We start from the raw sequence: 21,092 nt of genomic DNA, 5'->3' as shown, positions 1-21,092 counted from the left end.
GAACACTTTAAGTAAATTCTATAATCGTTTAATAATCAGTATCAAACATGCCATACAAAGAAAGAGAAATCAATAAAATGTATTATACCATGGGCGAAGTGACCGAAATGTTTGATGTAAATGCTTCACAGATTAGGTTTTACGAGAAGGAATTTGAAGTTCTTAAACCCAAGAAAAACAAAAAAGGAAATCGTCTTTTCACCCCTGAAGATATCGAGAACTTAAAGATTATTTTTCATTTAGTAGATGATAAAGGTTTTACCCTAAAAGGAGCAAAAGAGCACATGAAGAGTAACAGTGGTGAAGTGAAGGAAAATCAAAAAATTATTGATTCGCTAGAACGTTTGAAGGGTTTTCTTTTGAAACTTAACGACGAGATATAGCTAAAACCTCTAAACTTCTTTTGATTTTTCTTCAAAGCTTAGTTGCAATGCCTTAAATTGGTGTATCTAAGCTATGTATGACAAAAAATCTATTAACCCTTATCCTAACTTTTCTGTTTACGGATGCCCTTGCCCAATATAACCAAGGTGCTAGACTTAAAGCTATGGCCAATGCCAGCGCTGCCGTAAATGATGTTTGGAGTTTAAATGCCAATCCTGCTGGAATCACAGGCTTAAAATCTTCAATGGTTGCTTTAAACTACGCTCGCTATTTATTTGGTGATGAGCTTAGTGAACAAAGCTTTGCATTCGTACATCCGTTTGGCAATAACTTCGCAGGCCTTAGCATCAATCGATATGGAATTAGTGAGTTCAACGAAATTAAAGCTGGCTTTTGTTTTGCGAAAAAATTTGGAGATGACCTTGCTATAGGTGTCAAAGCCAATATTCATCAAATTAAGATTACCAATTATGGCAACGCCACAACTTTTTCGGTTGACGCTGGAGTAAATTATTCGTTGAGTAAGCAAATTGGCTTGGGAGTTTTCGTGAACAATCCTTCTTCACAAAAATATAAAGCCACTAATGTTGAGACTTATATTCCAGCTGCTGTTCATTTTGGAGCTAGCTATACTCCTTCCAATAAAGTATTATTAGCTATTAATGTTTCCAAAGATTTAGAACGCAAATTTGATGTTGCATTAGGTGTTGATTATAAATTTTACGAATTATTGAGTTTACGCGGCGGATTGAGTGCCAAGCCTTTCAAACAATATTTTGGTATTGGCTTAAACTATCAAAAATGGATTTTAGACATAGCAGTAGAAAGTCATCCTCAAATTGGTTACACCCCTCAAATTGGCTTGTCTTATGCGCTTTAGATTTATCATCATTACTGCTTTTTTGCTAATTGGATTTTCAGCAACAGCACAAACGCAAGAAGACCAATTAATTAAAGATTTAATAGAAAGCATCGCCGAAAATCTGCCAGAAGACTATGACCTTTCCGAATTACAGGACCGCTTAACCTACTATCGTAAACACCCTATAAACCTTAATAATACCAATGCCGAAGAATTAAAGACTTTGATTTTCTTATCGCCTCTTCAAATCAGTAATTTGTTTGAGCATATTAGGAAGAATGGCAAACTAATCGATTTGTTAGAGCTACAAAGTATTGCAGAATTTGATTTACAAACCATCCAAAGATTAATTCCTTTTGCAACTTTAGACCAAACAGCTATGGCAGATAAAATCACCGCCACCAACCTAACCAAATATGGCAACAACGATTTAATCATACGTTATGGCAAAGTACTCGAAAAAACAAAAGGCTACACCGATTTACCGGGAAGTAGGTATTTAGGCACTCCAGACCGATATTTGTTAAGGTATCGTTACACCTACGCAAACCGTATTTCAGCATCTTTAGTATTTGAGAAAGATGCGGGCGAGCACCTTTTTAACGGTCCGAAACAAAAACCATTCGACTTTATGTCGGGACACTTAGCGATATTAAATACAGGAAGATTTAAAAAAATAGTTTTGGGAGATTATACCATGCAATTTGGTCAAGCATTAACGCTTTGGTCGGGTTTTGCTTTCGGTAAATCTCCAGACGTTACAGGCGTCGTTAAACGTGATGTAGGCTTAAGACCTTATACTTCTGCCAACGAGTTTTCTTTTTTACGAGGCATCGCTACAACAATACTTATTACTAAAAATATAGATTTCAGTCCTTTTGTATCTCACAGAAAACTGGATGCATCTTTAAGTACTAACATTGACGGCGAACAGACGCTTAGTACAATTAACGAAACAGGTTTACATAGAACGCAAACAGAAATCAACAATAAAAACAGTACTGAGCAGATTGTTTATGGTGGCGTTTTACAATACAGAAACAACGCACTAAATATTGGCGCTATAGCTTATCACACTTCTTTCAATAGATTATTTGTGCCAGGCTCTAGCTTATACCAACATTTTAACTTTACTGGAAAAGAATTGGCCAACGTAGGTGCACATTATAGTTATACTTACAAAAACTTCTATTTTTTTGGTGAATTTGGAAAAGGTATAGATGCAGGCTTAGCTTACGTAAACGGTGCATTGGTGAGTTTATCATCAACGGTTTCGGCTGTGGTTTTACATAGAAACTACCAAAAAAACTACCACAACTTCTTTAATCAGGCAACTGCCGAAGCTAGTGAAGCATTTAATGAAAAAGGGCTGTATGCTGGTTTAAATATCAATCCATCGAAAGTTTGGAGCATTCAGTTTTACGGCGATTATTTCAAATTTCCTTGGTTACGTTTTAGGGTTGATGCCCCTTCTGACGGCTATGAATTTTTAGGACAAGTTACCTATAGCCCAAGTAAAACTTTTAAAGCGATATTAAGATTCAAATCTGAAATCAAACAGCAGAACACTAACTTAACAGTTCCATTCAATTACCTTGATGATGTAAAGAAAGAAAACTACCGTGCAGAAGTTAAATGGGTAGTAGGCAAATCACTTGGTTTCCAAAACCGTGTAGAGATTGTGCAGTTTAAAAAAGGAAATGCAAATTCGGAGTTTGGTTATTTAGCTTATCAAGATGTGAGTTATAGTCCACTTTCTTCCAGAATTTCTGGAAACATCAGAGTCTCGTACTTCAATACCGCTTCTTATGACAGCCGTATTTATGCTTACGAAGATGATGTATTATACAACTTTACTTTCGGTTTATACAATGGCAAAGGCATTAGAGGCTATGCAAACTTAAAATACAGATTAGCAAAGAAATTAGATGTCTGGGGCAGGTATGCACTCTATAATTACGAAAACGTAGAAACTGTAGGCTCTGGATTAGACGAAATACAAGGAAAGATGAAATCTGAAATGAGAGTACAATTAAGGTATCAGTTTTAATTTAGAGTTAGGGATCAGCGATTAGTAACCAGCTAGCTTATAGTTGATGATTTCATGGTCAGTAGTCTAAAAAAAAATAATCTATCAACTATAAGCCATCAACAATTAACCATTTATACAATTTGAACAGTTAACCAACCAATTTGATATTTAGAGCAGAAATAGTATTTGTCAAGATACTTTTGCCGTTGATTGGCGGCATCATCTTAGGCTACTATTTACAGAACCAACAACTATTAAGAGTAGCCGCAATAGTTTTGGCATCATTATCAATCGCTGCACTCTTAATTAATACCTTCTACAAGAAACTCAAAGCTTGGAACTATAAAAAACCAATTGCCAGCCTCTATTATCTCCTGTTTTTCTTTTTAGGAATATTCCTTACACTATTTCATACCAACTTCCTTCGTAAAAACTATTATGCCCATAAGCAGTATCATCAATTAAAAGTTTGGATAAATAGCGAACCTCAACAAACGAATGATATTTTAAGATTTGAAGTTGCAGTTACGGATGGATATTTAAATAATGTAGCAGAAAAATGTAGCGGAAATTTACTTATCGCACTAAAAGTAGACAGTCTATCTCCTATCCATCTAAGCTATGGCGACGAATTATTGATTTTAGCAAATTACCTTCCGGTAGAACCACCTTACAATCCTGCAGAATTTGATTTCAAACAATGGTTAGCTGCTAAAAACATCTATCATCAAAGCTTTATACGACAAGATGAATTAATAAAACTTCTAGAAAGTGAAGGAAATCCGATCATAGATTATGCCTTAAAAGTTAGAAAGCAACAAGTAGAGATTTACAGAAAACTTATTCATGATGATGAAGCTTTTGCAGTAGCTTCAACCTTAATTTTAGGCTATCGTGCCGATTTAAGCAAGGAAACTTTAGCCGCTTACAGTAAAACAGGAACTATTCACGCCCTATCTGTTTCGGGTATGCATGTAGGTATTATTTACATTATGCTAAACTGGCTGCTGTCTTTCCTCGATAAGAAGAATGCGGGTCGCGTTTTTAAAGTTATACTCATTTGCAGCTTAATTTGGTACTATTCTCTTTTAACTGGCTTTTCTCCTTCTGTGTTAAGATCGGCAATTATGCTTACAGCTTTTATCTTAGCCAAACAGTTTAAACGGAGTAGCAACAGTTACAATATTGTAGCTTTTACTGCATTTGGCTTATTAGCCTACAATCCATTTTTAGTCTGGGATGTCGGTTTTCAACTTTCATTTTTAGCCGTATTTGGGCTAATTTATTATCAACCTAAAATCTATAAATGGTGTTATTTCAAAAATAAATGGCTAGATAAATTATGGGGAACTGTTGCCATGAGTTTGGCGGCACAGTTGGCTACACTCCCGTTGAGCATCTATTATTTCCATCAATTCCCAGTTTACTTTATCATTAGCAACCTTTTTATCCTTATACCAATTACAATATTAATGTACGTAGGTATTGCTATCTTATTACTAAAAGTTCATTTTATAGCACCTGCTTTTGAGTGGCTTATTGTATTTATCAACAAAGGATTAAAGTGGATTTCGGAACTCCCTTATGCTGGTATCACCGAAATATGGCTCAATAAATGGCAGTTGCTGTTATTGTGTTTATTTATGATCTTACTTACCATAGCACTAATCCAGTATAAAAAGAAATATCTGTTGAGCAGCGCAATTATACTGCTAGTTATTCAAGTTACTTTTGCCTACCAAAAAATAATGTCTACCAAGCAACAAGAGCTCATCTTTTTTAGCTTGAGAAAAAATTACGCAGCGGCATTTATCGATGGTAATGAAAGTATTTTGCTTACCGATTTAAATTCAACTGATAGAAACTTCGAATTCTTCGTAAAGCCTGCTTTAGACCAAAAACAAGTTAAAACCATTCAGTTTATTAATTGGGATACGGATTTTCAATCTCAACATTTTATAAAGAAAGACCACCAAATCAACTATAAAGGAAAACAATTTTTATTGATAGATGAAAAATTTAATGCTAAAAAATTGAGTCAAAAACATAGCTTTGATTTCCTTTGGATGCATAACAACCCGAGACAAAAAATGGAGTTTTTAAAAGAAGAAATCGAGTTTTCGAATTTAATTTTAGATGCCAGCAATAAAGATTATATAATTGCTAAGTTTGGGCAACAAGCCGATAGCTTAAAAGTAACCGTTCATGCATTAAAAAAGCGAAAGGCAGTAACGCTAAAGTTTAATTAGTTTATGGAATCATTAGTAATATATCAGGTTGAGCAACGCATTGCGGAGATTACCATTAACCGACCCGACAAAAGAAATGCATTAAATCCAACTTTGGTTGCTGAATTAACAGCAGCTTTCTTAAGTGCACAAAGTGATGAAAATGTAAAAATAGTAGTCTTAAAAGCCAATGGCGATGTTTTCAGTGCCGGTGCAGATTTGAACTATATGCAGCAGCTCCAGCATTTTTCTTACGAAGAGAACATTCAAGATTCTACAACATTAAAGGAACTTTTCGAGACCATTCGTACCTTATCTAAGGTTGTAGTTGCACAGGTTGAAGGTCATGCTATTGCTGGCGGTTGCGGTTTAGCTACCATTTGCGATATTATTTTTGCTGTACCAGAAGCTAAATTTGGTTACACAGAAGTAAAATTAGGTTTTGTACCCGCTATTGTAAGTTGTTATTTGGTACAAAAAACAGGAGAAACTTTAGCGAAGAAACTATTGCTCAGTGGAGATTTGTTCACAGCAGAGGAAGCCCTGAAATATAATTTGATTACTTATGTAACAAAAAGTGAAGAAATCAATCAAATTGTGCGTGAATTCGCAGTAAATTTGAGTGATAATACTTCGGGAAATTCGCTAGCTTTAACCAAGCAACTCATCAACCAAACTAGTAATACTTGGCTCGATAGTTGTTTGAATAATGCGATTAAAGTAAACGCCAAAACACGAGAAAGTGATGATTTCAAAAAAGGAATTTCATCTTTCTTGGCAAAGGAAAAAATTAAGTGGTAAAAAACTATAACTAAAACAATATGATGTTTAAATCAGTAAAAACAGGCTTTTTAGCAACTATCTTATTAGGTTCGGCAATTATTGCCAATGCTCAAAAGAAAATTTCTCAAGGCACAGTAACTTACGGTGTAGAGTACTCATTACCAGCAGAACAAGCTGCATTAGCTTCTCAGTTGCCTAAGGAGCAAAAAGTAAAATTTAGTGGCAATGTAATGCGTATGGATATGCAACAAGGTCCTGCTTCCATTGGAATTTTACAGGATTTTGTAGAAAAAACAGGTTTAATGCTAATTGATGTTCCAATGGCACAAATGCAATATGCGGTTAAAATGACTAAAGAAGAAGTAGCAAAAGCTGAGGAAGCTGCTCCAAAATTAAGTGATTTTAAAGCTACTGGTGAGAAACAAAAAGTAGGTAACTACAACGCAGAAAAATACAGTTACAAAGATGATAAAGGTGGCACTTACGAATTATGGGCTACTACAGACATCGAGCTTCCTACTGGTTTTGCTGGTCAACAATTTAAAGATATCAAAGGTGCTTTGGTAAAATACACTACTTTCCAAAATGGAATGAAAGTGACTTTAACTGTTAAAAATGTATCTGAAGATAAAGTTGGTCCATTCTCTTTAGAAGTACCTAGTGGTTACGAACTTAAAACCATGCAAGAAATAATGGCTATGCAAGGTGGTGGCGAATAAGGTCAACATTAAATAAATATTGGAAGCCCACGATTGAAGTCGTGGGCTTTTTTTCTGCTTTTTTAGTAATTTAGCCGCCCATGTTTAAAAGTCTAATTTTTTTCGCCAGATACTTTCTGTTCTGGCTACTCTATTTCGCAGTGGATAGGTTCATTTTCATGTTTATCTTCCACGTTAAACTCAGAGATATTCCTCTTTCCGAAAAATTTGCGGCTTATTACCATGCATTAAGGCTAGATCTATCGATGACCGCTTACATTGCGGCTATTCCAGTATTGGTGTACACTTTCTGGTATTTCACTAACAGAGAAAAAATTGCCTTTAACTGGGTAAGAATTTACAACGGCGTATTGATTGTGCTTTTCAGTTTCATCTCAATCATCAACTTTAACATTTACCGCGAATGGGGAAGCAAGGTAAATGCCCGTGCCATAGAATTTGCTATTCGCACGCCGAACGAGTCTTTAGCATCAAGCGCTTCTTCCCCTATTTTCCTTACTTTATTTGTACTCCTGATTTTATTAGCAGTAGGATTTTACTTGAATTTCATCCTCATTAAACGCCAAATACAGTTTACCAAAACACCAGTTTGGGCAAAGCTAATTATTGCAATTTTGGTACTAGGTTTTAACTTTCTACTTATTAGAGGCGGAACCGCAACTGCTCCAAATTCCCAAAGCATGGCTTTCTACTCTAATTATCAGATATTAAACCATGCTTCATTAAACACAGAGTGGAACTTAATGTCGAGTATTTTGGCTAGTGGCAAGGTGAAGAAAAACCCGTACATCTACTTAGACCAAAAACAAGCTGACTTAGAGGTAAGTAATTTATATCATGTAGAAAAAGATACCACTATTTCCTTTTTAAGAACAGATAAACCCAATGTAGTAATTTTCATCTTAGAGAGCTTTACCGCAGATTTAGTTAAATCTTTAGGTGGCGAAGATGGAGTTACTCCGATTTTAGATAGCTTAACAAAAAATGGAGTTTCGTTTAGCCAAATTTACTCAACGGGCAATCGTACAGATAAAGGCCTAATCGGTTCGTTAACTGGTTTTCCAACTTTAGGTGTAGGCAGCATTGTAAAATGGCCAGAAAAGATGCAGAAAATCCCGGCAATAAGTCAGAAAATGCATCAAAATGGTTATCAAACCTCATTTTATTATGGTGGGGAATCTGAATTTGATAACTACAAGGCATTTATCTTGGGTCATCAATACAACAAACTTACAGATAGAAATACCTTTGATAAAAAAGACATGAACTCTAAATGGGGTGCTTACGATGGTCTTGTTTTTAACAGGCAATTAACCGATGCCAATGCGACTAAGCAACCTTTTTTCTCCACCATTTTATCATTAACTAATCACGAACCTTTTGAATTACCAGTTAATTATAAATTTGGTAGCGCAGATAACGTACAGCGGTTTAAAAGCACTGCCTTTTATACAGATTCGTGTATTGGAAGTTACTTAAGTGAAGCTAAAAAACAGCCCTGGTACAAAAACACCTTATTTATTTTCGTAGCTGACCATGGGCATACGCTTCCAAAAATGGACCATGAAATTTACGAACCTCAACGTTATCACATCCCGATGATATTTTACGGAGAAGTAATTAAAGAAAATTTTAGAGGACAAGCATTTGATAAAACTGGCAGCCAACAAGATTTAGCAGCAACGCTATTGGCTCAATTAAAAATGAAGAGTACCGAGTTTATATGGAGTAAAAACCTTTTAAATCCATACAGCAAACATTTTGCTTATTTTAGCTGGGATAATGGTTTTGGATTTATCGATAATGGACATACGGTAACCTTCGACAATGTTGGTAAAAGTGTGCTTTACAATAGTAATCCGGAAAATGCTAAGCAAACCAATGCAATCTTAAATTCAGGAAAATCATACATTCAGTCGGCTTACCAATATTTTATCAACCTGTAAAACAAATACTTACAACAACTTAACTATTTATAACCAAATGAAAATCACCAAATTATTTATTGCTCTTGCAGTAGTTTCAATTTTTGGAGCTAGCAATGCAAAAGCGCAAAGAGGCGGTATCAACTGGACCAAAGATGGTAACAGTTACTACCAAAACACTGGCGGAGAAATCGTGACTATCACTTTGCCAAAAAATGATAGAAAAACTATCATTAGCAGTCAATTATTAACTCCAAGCAATGCTTCTAGCCCACTTAAAGTAAGAAGTTTTCAATTAACTGATGACGGCACCAAAGCACTAATCTACACTAATACTAAAAGAGTTTGGCGTCAAGATAGCCGTGGCGATTATTGGGTTGCAGACATCACCAACAATACTTTAAAACAAATTGGGAAAGGCAAACCAGTGTCATCTTTAATGTTTGCAAAGTTTTCACCTGATGGCTCAAAAGTAGCCTACGTGAGTGAGCATAACGTGTACGTAGAAGATTTAGCAAGTGGAAACATCAAGGCTCTTACAACCAACGGAACTGCTAGAATGATTAACGGAACTTTCGATTGGGTTTACGAAGAAGAATTTGGTTGTTTGGACGGTTTCAGGTGGTCGCCAGATAGTAAATCAATAGCTTACTGGCAAATCGATGCTACTAAAATCAAAAACTTCCTGATGATTAACAACACGGATTCTATCTATTCATTCAATGTTCCTGTAGAATATCCAAAAGTTGGTCAAGACCCATCTGCTTGCAAAATTGGTGTAGTAGATATTGCTACTGCAAAAACAAATTGGTTAGCAGTTCCAAGTAGCGCTATCCAAAACTATATCCCTCGTATGGACTGGATTCCTAATACCAATGAAATTATATTGCAACAATTAAATCGTGAACAAAACGAAAGCAAGCTGTTTGTAGCTAATGCCACTACTGGAGCAATTGCCGAAATCTATAAAGAAACCAATAAGTCTTGGATAGATGCACAAGACCAATTCATTTGGCTTAACGGCAACAAAGAGTTTATCTATCAAACTGAAAAAGATGGCTACAACCACTTTTATCGCATAAGCAAGGATGGAAAAAAAGAAACATTGATAACCAAAGGAAATTATGATGTAATTGATTTGAATTTGGTTGATGAGAAAAGCAACACTATCTATTTTATGGCATCTCCAAATAATGCCACCCAGAAATATCTATATAAAACAAAATTAGATGGCAAAGGTAAATTAGAAATGGTTACACCTTCTGTTTTACCAGGTACGCACAGCTATTCTATTTCTCCTAACGGACTTTTTGCTCGCCATAGTTATAACAGCTCTACTATTGCGCCAGTTACCGAATGGATGAACTTTACTACAAACAATCCATTAAGTATGGAAGGAAGTATCACCAATCAACTAGGTAAGCAACAAGCCATTAAAAACAAAGTCGAATTCTTTAAAGTAACTACAGAAGATGGTGTAGAAATGGATGGTTGGATGAAAAAACCAGACAATTTCGATGCTACGAAAAAATATCCGGTTTTATTTTATGTGTACGGAGAACCCGCCTCACAGACGGCAGCAGACGTTTGGGGAGCCGGAAAAACAGGATTATATGCGGGAGACTTGGCTAAAGATGGTTATATCTATATTTCTATGGATAACCGTGGTGCACCTGTTCCCAAAGGCACAGCTTGGAGAAAAGCAATTTACAAGAACATTGGCGTAATCAATATCCGTGACCAGGCAATGGCTACTAAAAAGCTATTGGCAACGTATCCGTTTATGGATAAAGATCGTGTTGCAGTACATGGCTGGAGTGGTGGAGGCTCTTCTACCCTAAATCTACTATTCCAATATCCAGAAATTTACAAAACAGGTATTGCAGTAGCAGCTGTAGCGAATCAATTAACTTACGACAATATTTATCAAGAGCGCTACATGGGAACTCCTTTCCCTAACACTGATGCTTACGTGAAAGGTTCGCCAATTACGCATGCAAAAAACTTAAAGGGAAATCTATTGTACATTCATGGTACGGGAGATGATAATGTGCACTACCAAAATGCCGAAATGTTGATTAATGAATTGGTTAAACACAAAAAGGTTTTTCAGTTGATGAGTTATCCAAATCGTACGCATGGCATTGCAGAAGGTGAAGGTACTAGAGAGCACTTGGCTTTAATTTTTACGAAGTTTTTAAAAGAGAATTGTCCTCCAGGAGGAAGGTAGGCACTTACCAATCGCAAAAGAAACTACAAATGGCTGAATGATTTAATCTTTCAGCCATTTTTTTTGAGGGAAAGCTTTCACAAATCATTTGCATAAACTCAGATTGACAACTCCGATAACAAAATAGCACGTAAAGATTTCTTATATAATTAGTTACAAATTCTATTAGCTAATCTCATAAATAGCTGCAACATTTCTCTTTTCAGCCCGTCTAATATCTAATATTTAGTCTCAATTAATTAACTTGCTAAAAATTAACAGGAAGGAATCAATCGTTCCAACCAACGCTAATCAACCAGTACACATTAACTAACTTAAAAATGAAGAAACATTTATGGTTAATTCCCGCGGCGGCGCTATTCGCTTTCAGCGCTAATGCTCAGGAAACAAAAAAAGCAGACAAACCTGCCGACACCACTAAAAAAGTGGCTCCTACCACTCCTCCAACCCCACCAAAAGCAACAGTTGCCGACAAGACCAAATCGAGCAAAAAAATTGATGGTTTGTTTACTCTTTACAAAGATACCGTTACCGGTAGTCTGCAATTGTATGTAAAGAAAGACCAGTTAGGTAAAGATTTTATCTACCAGAGTTTCTCTATGGGCGGACCAACCAGATTGTTCTTAAACCAGAACATGATTAGATCCACCAAATTATTTCACATCAAACAGATGGATGACAAGGTTGAGTTTTTAGAAAAAAATACGGCTTTCTATTATGATCCGGCTAATCCAGTGAGTAAAGCTGCTAACGTAGACGTTTCTGATGCGGTGTTTTTTGCTGACAAGTTTAGTGCTAAAGATGATGGCGGTTATTTAATTGCTGTAGATGGCTTGTTTTTGAGTGATAAACTAGATCCTGTTAAACCCACTACCCCTCCAGGATTGCCTCCTGGTGCCATGTTCAACTTAGGAAGTTTAAATGCTGCTAAGTCAAAATATCAGGCAGTAAAATCTTTTAACGGTAATACTGATGTGGTGGTAGACCTAGCTTACGACAATCCGATGCCTTTAAACGGAGGTGGTAAAGATATTACCGACGCAAGATATGTTCGTGTAAAAATGCAACACTCTTTCTTGGAAGTACCACAGAATGACTTCAGACCTCGTAAAGATGACCCTAGAGTAGGTTATTTTGGAGCCGAAGTTGATAACTTGACTTCTGTAGGTGCTACACCTTATAAAGACTTCATCAGTCGCTGGGATTTGAAAAAGAAAAACCCTAATGCTAAATTGAGTGAGCCAGTAGAACCAATTGTTTTCTGGATTGAAAATACTACGCCATTAGAATATCGCTCAATCATCAAAGAAGCAGGCGAAAAATGGAATGAAGCATTTGAAAAGGCTGGTTTTAAAAATGCAGTTGTCATGAAACAAATGCCAGATAATGCTACTTGGGATCCTTCTGACATTTCTTACAATGTGATTCGTTGGGTTTCTTCTGCCTATCCTTCTTATGGTGCTATCGGCCCAAGTTTCTATAATCCTTTAACCGGACAAATTTTGGGTGCTGATATTACTGTAGAATGGAAATCAGGTGCGGGTACCGCAGTGCAGGATGAATTGTACAACGGAGGTCCGTCTATGGCACTGAATCTGCCTTGGGAAAATCCTGTGCAAGCTGTAGCGGAAACTCAGCACGGCGCACACAATCATAGCGATAAAAACCACTTGGCTTTCTGTTCTTTAGCACAAGAGCTAAGCATGCAGTATCAAACTGGTTTGGCTGCTATCGAGGTTTTAGATGCGAATGTATCTGAAGCAGCAAGAGCAGCTACTGTTAAGGAAATGCATAAGCAATTCTTGTACTATCTAATTATGCATGAAATGGGCCATACCTTAGGCCTGAACCATAATATGAAAGCTAGTCAGATGTTGAGCCCAGCTCAAATGAATGACAAAAGCTTAACACGTAAAATTGGTTTACAAGGTTCTGTAATGGATTACCCTGCTATCAATGTAAGCAGCGATCGTAGCAAACAGGGTGATTACTATACCACTAAAGCTGGTCCTTACGATTTATGGGCTATTGAATATGGCTACACTCCTTTCAGCGAAAAAGAAGAAGAGGCTGGTTTAAACAAAATTTTGAGCAGAAGTACTGATCCACAATTAGCTTTCGGTAACGACGCAGATGATATGCGTAGTCCAGGTGGAGGTATCGATCCTAGAGTTAATGTTAATGATCAAACTAATGACATGGTTGTTTATGGCGAAGACCGCTTTAAATTAATCAATAGCATGATCCCTAAGTTAAAAGACAGATTTAGCAAACCTAATCAAAGTTATCAGGAATTAAGAATTAAATACAATCAACTTAATGGTCAACGTGCAAGTATGGCCGCTGCTTTAAGTCGCTATATTGGTGGCGTTTACGTAGATCGTAGTTTTGTAGGTCAAGAAACTAAAACTGCACCATTTACACCAGTACCAGAAGCTTACCAAAAGAAAGCGTTGGCATTATTGAGCACATATGTATTTTCACCTAATGCATTTGATGCTGATAAAGCTTTATTCCCTTACCTTCAAATTCAGCGTAGAGGATTTGGTTTCTTCGGCGCTACTGAAGACATCAAGCCTCAAAGTACTTTCCTTTCTTTACAGTTAGGCACTTTGGCTCAGTTATTACATCCAACTACGTTGAGCAGAATTAACAACAGTGGCTTATACGGTAACACTTATTCGGTAGCCAGCGTGATGAACGATTTGACTAATGATATTTTTGTTGCTGATTTAAAAGGAAACGTAAACTTATTCCGTCAAAATTTACAGACTGAATATGTGAAAGCTGCCGCTGCTATTGTTGCTGCCCCTGGTGGTTACGATAATGCAAGTAAAGCTGCTGCATTGGCTACTTTAGTTAAAATTAAAAGTCAGTTAGCTACAGCTACAAGCACAGATGAACAAACAAAAGCCCACAGAACTGCTCTGACATTCTTAATTGACAAAGCAACTTCTACATCGTCGGCTAAGTAGTAACTTTTAAAGTTAATTCTTTAAACACTCCGTAGGTAAAACTTACGGAGTGTTTTTTTTTAAAACAAAAATCCCACTTTCAAACCAATTAATTGTTTTAGAACAATAAGAACAACACTAAAGCGTTAGAGAGACAGAATTAGATAAAACAAGCTGAATCATCATATTAAAGAAAAAAAAGGAATGTCATAAAATAGCAAGAATTAGAATCTATATTATAAACAAACAAATTCAAATCTTACTTTTGTACCAACAAACAAAAAAATCACAGCCTATAGATTAAACCGCTTACGTAACCTTTAATATAAATAGATATAGTGAGAAAGAACCTTTTGGGATTAAGCGTATCAGGATTAGCACTCTTATTATTATTAGCTTCAGCACGTAAACCGAATACGGATTTCGAAACTAAAAATGCTACTAAAGCACCTTTGGCTGCGGACAGTATCTACAACAGCTATATTAACACACTTTATGCAGATTTGCATTTAAAAGAAGTTGGTTTATCACTGCCGGTTTTCGAAAAAGCACTGACAGGCTTTTACAACCTCAGATATTCTGGTCATACCTCTGAGAAAGGAATTTTAACTATCGCAGACTTTGATCAACTAAGCACTAAAAAGCGACTTTATATCATCGATTTGAACAAAAAAGCATTGCTTTTAAATACTTGGGTGGCACATGGGCAAAACAGCGGTGGCGATGAAGCAACCAATTTTTCCAACATCAACAATTCTTTATCCAGCAGCTTAGGTTTTTATGTTACGGGAGAAGTTTACAGAGGTATTCACGGAAAATCATTAAAACTGGACGGAATGGACGAAGGTTTCAACTCAAACGCTCGAAGCAGAGCCATAGTAGTACATGGTGCTCCTTACGTAAGCAATGGAACCATCAAAGCATTAGGTCGTCTAGGACGTAGTCAAGGCTGCCCAGCTGTAGCTCCAGAATTGGCAGATAAAGTAATCAATACTATTGAAGATAAAACTGTACTATTCATCAACAAATCGGTAGAAAACTATCAATCCAAATACTTAAATGAAACTTTAGCAGCAAGTTTTGCCAACGACTATCAAACTACGCACATGGATTAAAGCAATCTACTTTAATCGTATTAAGTGTGTATACAACACGATATCTAAACCATATACATCTTTACGATATTGCAATTTACCAGTATCATCTTGCCAGCAAGTGAGATAACTTAGATATACAGGCACTTTATTCTTCAAGGCGATGTCGTTTACTTTCGGTTCTCCTGTTTGCATAGCTTTTTTAATTCCTTCGTAAGTAGCACCATTACCAAATAATGCTTGTGCCAACTCTAAAGGCTTTTCTACTCTTACACAACCATGGCTTACAGCTCTTACCTGCTGATTAAAAGCTTGTTGATTAGGTGTATCGTGCAAATAAACACTGCTTTGGTTATCAAAAAGAAATTTGATCTTGCCTAGTGAATTATCCTCACCAGGACGCTGCTTGAATTTGTACTTTTTACCTGCCCCATCAACAGCCCAATTAACTGTTTCTGGATCTTCTACTTTTTTTCCATTTAGATACACGTCAATATTATTATTGGCCAAATAGTAAGGATCGGCGGCAGCGTATTTGGTAATTTCATTATTAGCGATACTTTCGGGAATGTTCCATACTGGATTAACTTGCACACTGTGAATTAAGCTACTAAGCTGTGGAGTTTCTCTATTAAAAGGACGATCTTTTTTCAATCCCGACTCGTCATACTCGATCAATTTATCTTTATAATCTTGATTTCTACCCTCCCCAACACATACTTTCATTCGTAAGGTAGACTTTTCATCTTCAATTACATCTAAACTAAAATCTGGAATATTAACCCAAACGTACTTATCCTCGCTCGGTTTATTTTGCCAGCGTAAACGCTCCAAATTAACTATCAAAATGCGTTCTGCTTCCTCTCCACCAGCACTAGTAGATGTTCTCTGAGATTTTAACGCTTTCTGCAATGCGACATACTGCTTATCTTTCGGCTGTACGCTATCCAAAAACTTCGTGGGATCTATCGCTTCTAATGCCTCAAAAAAACTCTTTTCATCAGGGCGTTTTGTTTTGGTATAATACTGCGCATATATCCTCCTAGGGCTAACCACTCCAAATTGCATGGCATTACTATAATTAGTGATCGCATTAGCCAAAGAAAGCTCCAAATCCACAAGTACGCTATATGCTTCTCCTAAGTCCGAAATTTTATTTTTGTGAGCAATTTTTTCATATGTCGATTTGATCTGCTCTCCATCAAACAACTTAGAACTTAAACCATGAGCATCCACCCTATTCAAAACAGACACAACACTATCCAACTGATTATCTTTTAAAATCTTTGTTAAAAGCACAGGCGCATAATTATGTTTTTCATAAAATGCTGTCAAAAATTTCGGGTTTTTAAAATCCATTGATTTTTCTTTGCTAACTGTTTTTAATTTTTCAGCAAAAGCTTCGTCATTTATTTCTTTAAAAATCTTATTTCCTGAAACTTTAAAAGCAAGTTTTCCCACTTCTGATTCACTTTTTTTACAAGCAGAAAATCCAATGATAATTATTAAAAGTGCTACGATAAAAATAGACAAGCCATTAATGGAGGTTCGATGTGTATTCATATTTATTTAATTAAAATTTCGACATTTTGTTTGGATTATTTTAATTAACCACGCAACAATTATCCTTTTAGGACAGCTGGAGACTACTATTTTGATATTTGGCAATCAAAATGAATTATAATTGGTTATAAGGAAAACATTAATTCTAAAAGTTATGATTAACCTAAATAAAATGATGATTGTCGGCGCTACAACAGCGTTGTTATTCGCAACTTCTTGCAGTTCTCCAGAAAGAGAACATCGTGATAAATCAGTTGAAGAGGTAGACTCAACAATTGATGATACGAATAAGGCAAAGGTAAACACTGCAGACATTGACATGGACGGTGCAGAAAAAGCCTTTATACTTTCAGTACACTCGCAAAACCTTTACGTTTCAGAATTAACCAACTTAGCCGCTAAAAGCAAGCACGCCGGTTTAAAATCTTTTGCAAAGAAGATCGCCCCCAGCTACATAAAACTTACTGATGACATAGAAATGATTGCAAAGGGAAAGGGCGTGCTACTGGAAAGAAAGCTTTCTGACACCCAACAGAAAGAAATCAATTCGATAAAAGAACTTTCGTCTCCAACCCTAGACCAGCAAATCTTACAAAAGCTACAATCCTTTCAAGCTGCCTATACCACTTTGTTCGAAGAGGCTAAAAATCTATCCAACACAGATTTAACGAACTACGCAAAAAATGCATCTACCGTTATTAAGGCGCAACAGGCAGAAACTACTAAATTAATTAATGAAGCCAACGAGACAGGTTCGCAAAGTACAAGGCCTGGCGAAGTAGCCATTAAATAGGTAACCATTTTTTTTACCAAAAAAATATAATTTTAATAAATTGATTATCAATAACTTAAAACTTATTTAAAAATATTTAATTTTTTCAGGGTTACCTTTTTTAGATAGAGGTATTAATCAGTAATTAATTAATTAAAAAAGTTTAAACGAAAATTAAAATGAAAAACTTATTCAAATTTGGCTTCTTAGCATTAGCTTTATCTTTAACTGTAGTTGCTTGTTCTTCTGAGAAAAAAGCAGAAACTACTGATACTGTAGCTTCAGACACTACTATCACTGCTGATACTACTGTAACTGATACAGTTGTTAAAACTACTACTGATACTACTGTTGTTGATACAACTGCAAAACACTAGTCAAATACGTAAAGTATAAGAAAAGCCTCGATATAATCGGGGCTTTTTTCGTTTATAAACTTTTTTCGGCTATGTTAATAGTCAACAAATGTTAACTTTGCACATCTTTATAAAAATCAATAAAATATGACCTTATCTTCATTACAAGCTATCTCTCCTATTGATGGCCGCTACAGAAAAACTACTGCTAAACTTGCCGACTATTTTTCTGAATATGCATTAATCAAATACAGAGTACTGGTAGAAGTAGAATATTTTATTGCCTTAGTAGAAGCAAATGTTCCAGGTACAGAGAGTTTCGATAAAAACCTATTTGCTCAGCTAAGAAAAATTTATGAAGATTTTAACGAAGCTGATGCGCAAAGCGTAAAAGACACAGAAAGTGTAACTAATCACGATGTAAAGGCTGTAGAGTATTTCATCAAAGGTAAATTTGATGGACTAGGCTTGCAGGCTTATAAAGAATTTATCCATTTTGGGTTAACTTCTCAAGATATCAATAACACTGCTATTCCATATACTTTTAAACTAGCCTTAACAGAAAGTTACTACCCTGCTATTAAACAATTAATCGAAAAATTGGCGGAACTTGCTAACGAATGGAACAACGTACCATTATTAGCTCACACCCATGGTCAGCCAGCCTCGCCTACCAAATTAGGGAAAGAATTTATGGTGTTTGTAGAGCGCTTAAAAGTTCAATTGGCTAATTTGGAAACGATACCTAACGGCGCTAAGTTTGGCGGTGCAACAGGAAACTTCAATGCTCACCATATTGCGTACCCTCAGATAAATTGGGTAGATTTTTCTAATCAATTTGTTAATGGAACTTTAGGGTTGAGTAGAGCGCAACACACTACACAAATAGAACATTACGATCAATTCGCTGCTCAATGCGATGCTTTAAAGCGTATCAATAACATCATTATAGATTTAGACCGTGATATCTGGACTTACATTTCTAAAAACTATTTTAAACAAAAAATTAAAGAAGGAGAAGTTGGTTCATCGGCTATGCCACATAAGGTAAACCCAATCGATTTTGAAAATGCCGAAGGAAATGCAGGAATTGCAAATGCGTTATTTGAATTTTTAGCTGCTAAATTACCAATTTCTCGTTTACAAAGAGATTTAACAGACTCTACAGTACTTAGAAACGTTGGTGTACCAATGGCACATACATTAATTGCAATTAACTCAACTTTAAGAGGCTTAGGCAAAATCATACTTAACCAACAGGCCATCAATGCTGATCTGGAAGACAACTGGGCCGTAGTTGCGGAAGCAATTCAGACGGTATTACGTAGAGAAGCTTACCCTAACCCTTACGAAGCGCTGAAAGCTTTGACTAGAACTAACCAAAAAATCACTGCAGAAACTATTGTTGAGTTTATTGACGGTTTAGAAGTTAACGACATTATTAAAGCTGAATTGAAGCAAATTACACCATTTAGCTATACTGGAATTTACTAGTTTGTTGGTTGTTTAGTTTTTAGGAATATGGACTGGTCACAAGCAACTAACACCTGACCCCTAAAATTAATGACCTAAAATAGACAACAATTGGGATCGCAATTGTATATTTTTGTAATATAAATTCTATTAGACATGACTATTAACGTATATACAGAACAAACGCCTAATCCAGCTACGATGAAGTTTATGGTAAATAAACTTTTAATTAACGGTAGCGAAGATTTTGCAACTAAAGAAAGTGCTGAAAGCTCACCTTTTGCAAAGGAGTTGTTCAAATTCAACTTTGTGAATGGTGTTTTCTTCGCAAGTAATTTTGTAACTATCACTAAAACTGAAGATGCAGAATGGGGCGATATTGAAGCTATTTTAAAAGAGTTCGTAAAAGGTGCAGTAGAAGCAGAACTTAAAATTAAAGATGCTGCCGAAGAAGCTCCAAACTTTGAAGGCACCGAAACTGAAATCAAGATACAACAAATTTTACACGACTACGTTCGTCCAGCAGTTGAGCAAGACGGTGGTGCGATTACCTACAAATCTTTCGACGAAGGTGTGGTTACAGTAGAATTAAGAGGTTCTTGCAGTGGTTGTCCATCAAGTACCATTACTTTAAAATCGGGCATACAGAACTTATTGCAACGTATGGTACCAGAAGTGAAAGATGTAGTTTCTGAAGCACTTTAAGAGTACAAAGCTTATATAAAAATCCGTAACTGAACGTTCCGGATTTTTTTTTGCCTATGCGTGTCGTCATTGCGAGGTGCGAAGCAATCCTAAAATATTAATTAAAAAGAGTTACGAAGTTTTTAAACGGCGAAGCCCTTAACTTTACATTAACAAGAATCATACAAAATAAGTTAAACTTCGTAAGTCTTTTTGCTCTTAAAACAACGAGTAAAACTTAGTTAAAATGCTTCTTAATCGTATCTAGAATTTCTTGTGTAATTAATCCATTGGTTGCTACGATCTCTCTAGTTTCAAGATATTCATCGCCACCCGAAAAATTAACCAAAGTGCCACCGGCTTGCTTTACTAAAAAAGCACCAGCAGCCATGTCGTAAGAATTAAGGTTATATTCAAAGTAGGCGTCGAATCTACCACAAGCTACGTAAGCTAAATCTACAGCAGCAGAACCTATCCTGCGTAATCCGTGGCATCTTTGCATCATCTCTGTAAATAACTTGATATACTCTGGCTGTTTATCGAATTGATAGTAAGGAAAACCCGTCGCCAATAGACATTGGGATAAATCGCTTGCTTTGGAAACCCTAATTTCTTTGTTGTTTAAATAAGCTGGGGCACCTTTGTAAGAGTAGAACATTTCTCCCCTGTTAATTTCATAGACCACGCCTAATACAGGTTCTTTTCCTTCATACAAAGCAATGCTGATAGAAAAAGTCGGGATACCATGAATGAAATTGGTAGTACCATCCAAAGGATCAATAATCCACGTAAAAGGTTTATCGTACGTATTCTCCGTTTCATCTTCTTCTGTGATAAAACCAGATTCTGGCAGCACTTTTTTTAAGTTTTTTACCAGTTGTCTCTCAGCAGTTTTATCTACGTAAGAAACTAGGTCGTTTAAACCTTTATATTCTATGGCATTACTATCAAAAGCCAAGGATTCCTTTCTAATGAAATTCCCAGTAAGTCTCGCAATAGCAATTACTTTATTGCATAATAATTCGTAATTCAT

16 protein-coding genes are annotated in these 21,092 nt (G+C 36.0%); 14 read left to right on the top strand and 2 right to left on the bottom strand.

From position 1 onward, the window contains the following. The first annotated feature begins 47 nt into the window (after positions 1–47). From CRO54_RS04035 to CRO54_RS03990, 10 genes are all read left to right on the top strand, one after another. The gene (locus tag CRO54_RS04035; RefSeq protein WP_097128967.1) at positions 48–383 is read left to right on the top strand and encodes a MerR family transcriptional regulator; all 336 of its coding nucleotides are present in this window, start codon (positions 48–50) and stop codon (positions 381–383) included. Between the two features lie 77 nt (positions 384–460). Next, the gene (locus CRO54_RS04030; RefSeq protein WP_097128965.1) at positions 461–1,264 is read left to right on the top strand and encodes a PorV/PorQ family protein; all 804 of its coding nucleotides are present in this window, start codon (positions 461–463) and stop codon (positions 1,262–1,264) included. Beyond that, positions 1,254–3,296, top strand: coding sequence for a helix-hairpin-helix domain-containing protein (locus CRO54_RS04025; RefSeq protein WP_097128963.1), 2,043 nt, complete (start codon positions 1,254–1,256; stop codon positions 3,294–3,296). Before CRO54_RS04030 ends, CRO54_RS04025 begins: the two co-directional genes overlap by 11 nt. Before the next feature lie 143 nt (positions 3,297–3,439). Next, positions 3,440–5,527, top strand: a complete 2,088-nt coding sequence (locus CRO54_RS04020; protein WP_097128961.1) for a ComEC/Rec2 family competence protein — start codon at positions 3,440–3,442, stop codon at positions 5,525–5,527. A 3-nt stretch (positions 5,528–5,530) separates the two neighbouring features. Beyond that, positions 5,531–6,307 (top strand): enoyl-CoA hydratase/isomerase family protein, encoded by a 777-nt coding sequence (locus CRO54_RS04015; protein WP_097128959.1) that lies wholly within the window; start codon positions 5,531–5,533, stop codon positions 6,305–6,307. A 23-nt stretch (positions 6,308–6,330) separates the two neighbouring features. After that, positions 6,331–7,008, top strand: a complete 678-nt coding sequence (locus CRO54_RS04010) for a DUF4412 domain-containing protein (protein ID WP_097128956.1) — start codon at positions 6,331–6,333, stop codon at positions 7,006–7,008. 80 nt (positions 7,009–7,088) lie between these two features. Continuing rightward, on the top strand, positions 7,089–8,954 hold the full coding sequence (locus CRO54_RS04005; RefSeq protein WP_097128955.1) for an LTA synthase family protein: 1,866 nt from the start codon (positions 7,089–7,091) through the stop codon (positions 8,952–8,954). Positions 8,955–8,991: 37 nt separating this feature from the next. Further along, a complete protein-coding gene (locus CRO54_RS04000; RefSeq protein WP_097128953.1) occupies positions 8,992–11,163 on the top strand; it encodes a S9 family peptidase in 2,172 nt (723 codons plus the stop codon). 320 nt (positions 11,164–11,483) lie between these two features. Next, positions 11,484–14,138, top strand: a complete 2,655-nt coding sequence (locus CRO54_RS03995; RefSeq protein WP_097128951.1) for a zinc-dependent metalloprotease — start codon at positions 11,484–11,486, stop codon at positions 14,136–14,138. 317 nt (positions 14,139–14,455) lie between these two features. Then, the gene (locus tag CRO54_RS03990) at positions 14,456–15,232 is read left to right on the top strand and encodes a murein L,D-transpeptidase catalytic domain family protein (RefSeq protein WP_097128949.1); all 777 of its coding nucleotides are present in this window, start codon (positions 14,456–14,458) and stop codon (positions 15,230–15,232) included. 6 nt (positions 15,233–15,238) lie between these two features. Here the strand turns inward: CRO54_RS03990 and CRO54_RS03985 are convergent, their stop codons facing one another. Then, the gene (locus CRO54_RS03985; RefSeq protein ID WP_097128947.1) at positions 15,239–16,774 is read right to left on the bottom strand and encodes a L,D-transpeptidase family protein; all 1,536 of its coding nucleotides are present in this window, start codon (positions 16,772–16,774) and stop codon (positions 15,239–15,241) included. A gap of 154 nt (positions 16,775–16,928) precedes the next feature. On the opposite strand from CRO54_RS03985, the gene CRO54_RS03980 reads away from it, so the two are divergent. The 4 genes from CRO54_RS03980 to CRO54_RS03965 all read left to right on the top strand — a co-directional run bounded on the left by CRO54_RS03980 (position 16,929) and on the right by CRO54_RS03965 (position 20,080). Then, a complete protein-coding gene (locus CRO54_RS03980) occupies positions 16,929–17,567 on the top strand; it encodes a DUF4142 domain-containing protein (protein ID WP_097128945.1) in 639 nt (212 codons plus the stop codon). 158 nt (positions 17,568–17,725) lie between these two features. Continuing rightward, a complete protein-coding gene (locus CRO54_RS03975) occupies positions 17,726–17,923 on the top strand; it encodes a hypothetical protein (RefSeq protein WP_097128944.1) in 198 nt (65 codons plus the stop codon). Positions 17,924–18,049: 126 nt separating this feature from the next. Further along, positions 18,050–19,396: an adenylosuccinate lyase gene (gene purB, locus CRO54_RS03970; RefSeq protein ID WP_097128942.1), complete on the top strand. Its 1,347-nt coding sequence runs from the start codon at positions 18,050–18,052 to the stop codon at positions 19,394–19,396. A gap of 135 nt (positions 19,397–19,531) precedes the next feature. Next, complete coding sequence (locus CRO54_RS03965; protein WP_097128940.1) at positions 19,532–20,080, top strand: NifU family protein; 549 nt, start codon at positions 19,532–19,534, stop codon at positions 20,078–20,080. A 217-nt stretch (positions 20,081–20,297) separates the two neighbouring features. Here CRO54_RS03965 and CRO54_RS03960 read toward each other — a convergent pair whose 3' ends face one another. Next, positions 20,298–21,092, bottom strand: a complete 795-nt coding sequence (locus tag CRO54_RS03960; protein ID WP_097128938.1) for an inositol monophosphatase family protein — start codon at positions 21,090–21,092, stop codon at positions 20,298–20,300.

The sequence above is a fragment of the Pedobacter xixiisoli genome (assembly GCF_900215335.1).
In the GTDB taxonomy this organism is placed as follows: domain Bacteria; phylum Bacteroidota; class Bacteroidia; order Sphingobacteriales; family Sphingobacteriaceae; genus Pedobacter; species Pedobacter xixiisoli.
Note: the sequence above shows the minus strand (reverse complement) of the source record. Positions and strands in the feature narration are given on the sequence as shown.

What these genes read in the sequence shown, in the direction of transcription:
- CRO54_RS04035 (WP_097128967.1), top strand. Translation starts at nt 48, where the DNA reads ATGCCATACAAAGAAAGAGAAATCAATAAAATGTATTATACCATGGGC.
- CRO54_RS04030 (WP_097128965.1), top strand. Translation starts at nt 461, where the DNA reads ATGACAAAAAATCTATTAACCCTTATCCTAACTTTTCTGTTTACGGAT.
- CRO54_RS04025 (WP_097128963.1), top strand. Translation starts at nt 1,254, where the DNA reads ATGCGCTTTAGATTTATCATCATTACTGCTTTTTTGCTAATTGGATTT.
- CRO54_RS04015 (WP_097128959.1), top strand. Translation starts at nt 5,531, where the DNA reads ATGGAATCATTAGTAATATATCAGGTTGAGCAACGCATTGCGGAGATT.
- CRO54_RS04010 (WP_097128956.1), top strand. Translation starts at nt 6,331, where the DNA reads ATGTTTAAATCAGTAAAAACAGGCTTTTTAGCAACTATCTTATTAGGT.
- CRO54_RS04005 (WP_097128955.1), top strand. Translation starts at nt 7,089, where the DNA reads ATGTTTAAAAGTCTAATTTTTTTCGCCAGATACTTTCTGTTCTGGCTA.
- CRO54_RS04000 (WP_097128953.1), top strand. Translation starts at nt 8,992, where the DNA reads ATGAAAATCACCAAATTATTTATTGCTCTTGCAGTAGTTTCAATTTTT.
- CRO54_RS03995 (WP_097128951.1), top strand. Translation starts at nt 11,484, where the DNA reads ATGAAGAAACATTTATGGTTAATTCCCGCGGCGGCGCTATTCGCTTTC.
- CRO54_RS03985 (WP_097128947.1), bottom strand. Translation starts at nt 16,774, where the DNA reads ATGAATACACATCGAACCTCCATTAATGGCTTGTCTATTTTTATCGTA.
- CRO54_RS03980 (WP_097128945.1), top strand. Translation starts at nt 16,929, where the DNA reads ATGATTAACCTAAATAAAATGATGATTGTCGGCGCTACAACAGCGTTG.
- CRO54_RS03975 (WP_097128944.1), top strand. Translation starts at nt 17,726, where the DNA reads ATGAAAAACTTATTCAAATTTGGCTTCTTAGCATTAGCTTTATCTTTA.
- purB (WP_097128942.1), top strand. Translation starts at nt 18,050, where the DNA reads ATGACCTTATCTTCATTACAAGCTATCTCTCCTATTGATGGCCGCTAC.
- CRO54_RS03965 (WP_097128940.1), top strand. Translation starts at nt 19,532, where the DNA reads ATGACTATTAACGTATATACAGAACAAACGCCTAATCCAGCTACGATG.
- CRO54_RS03960 (WP_097128938.1), bottom strand. Translation starts at nt 21,092, where the DNA reads ATGAATTACGAATTATTATGCAATAAAGTAATTGCTATTGCGAGACTT.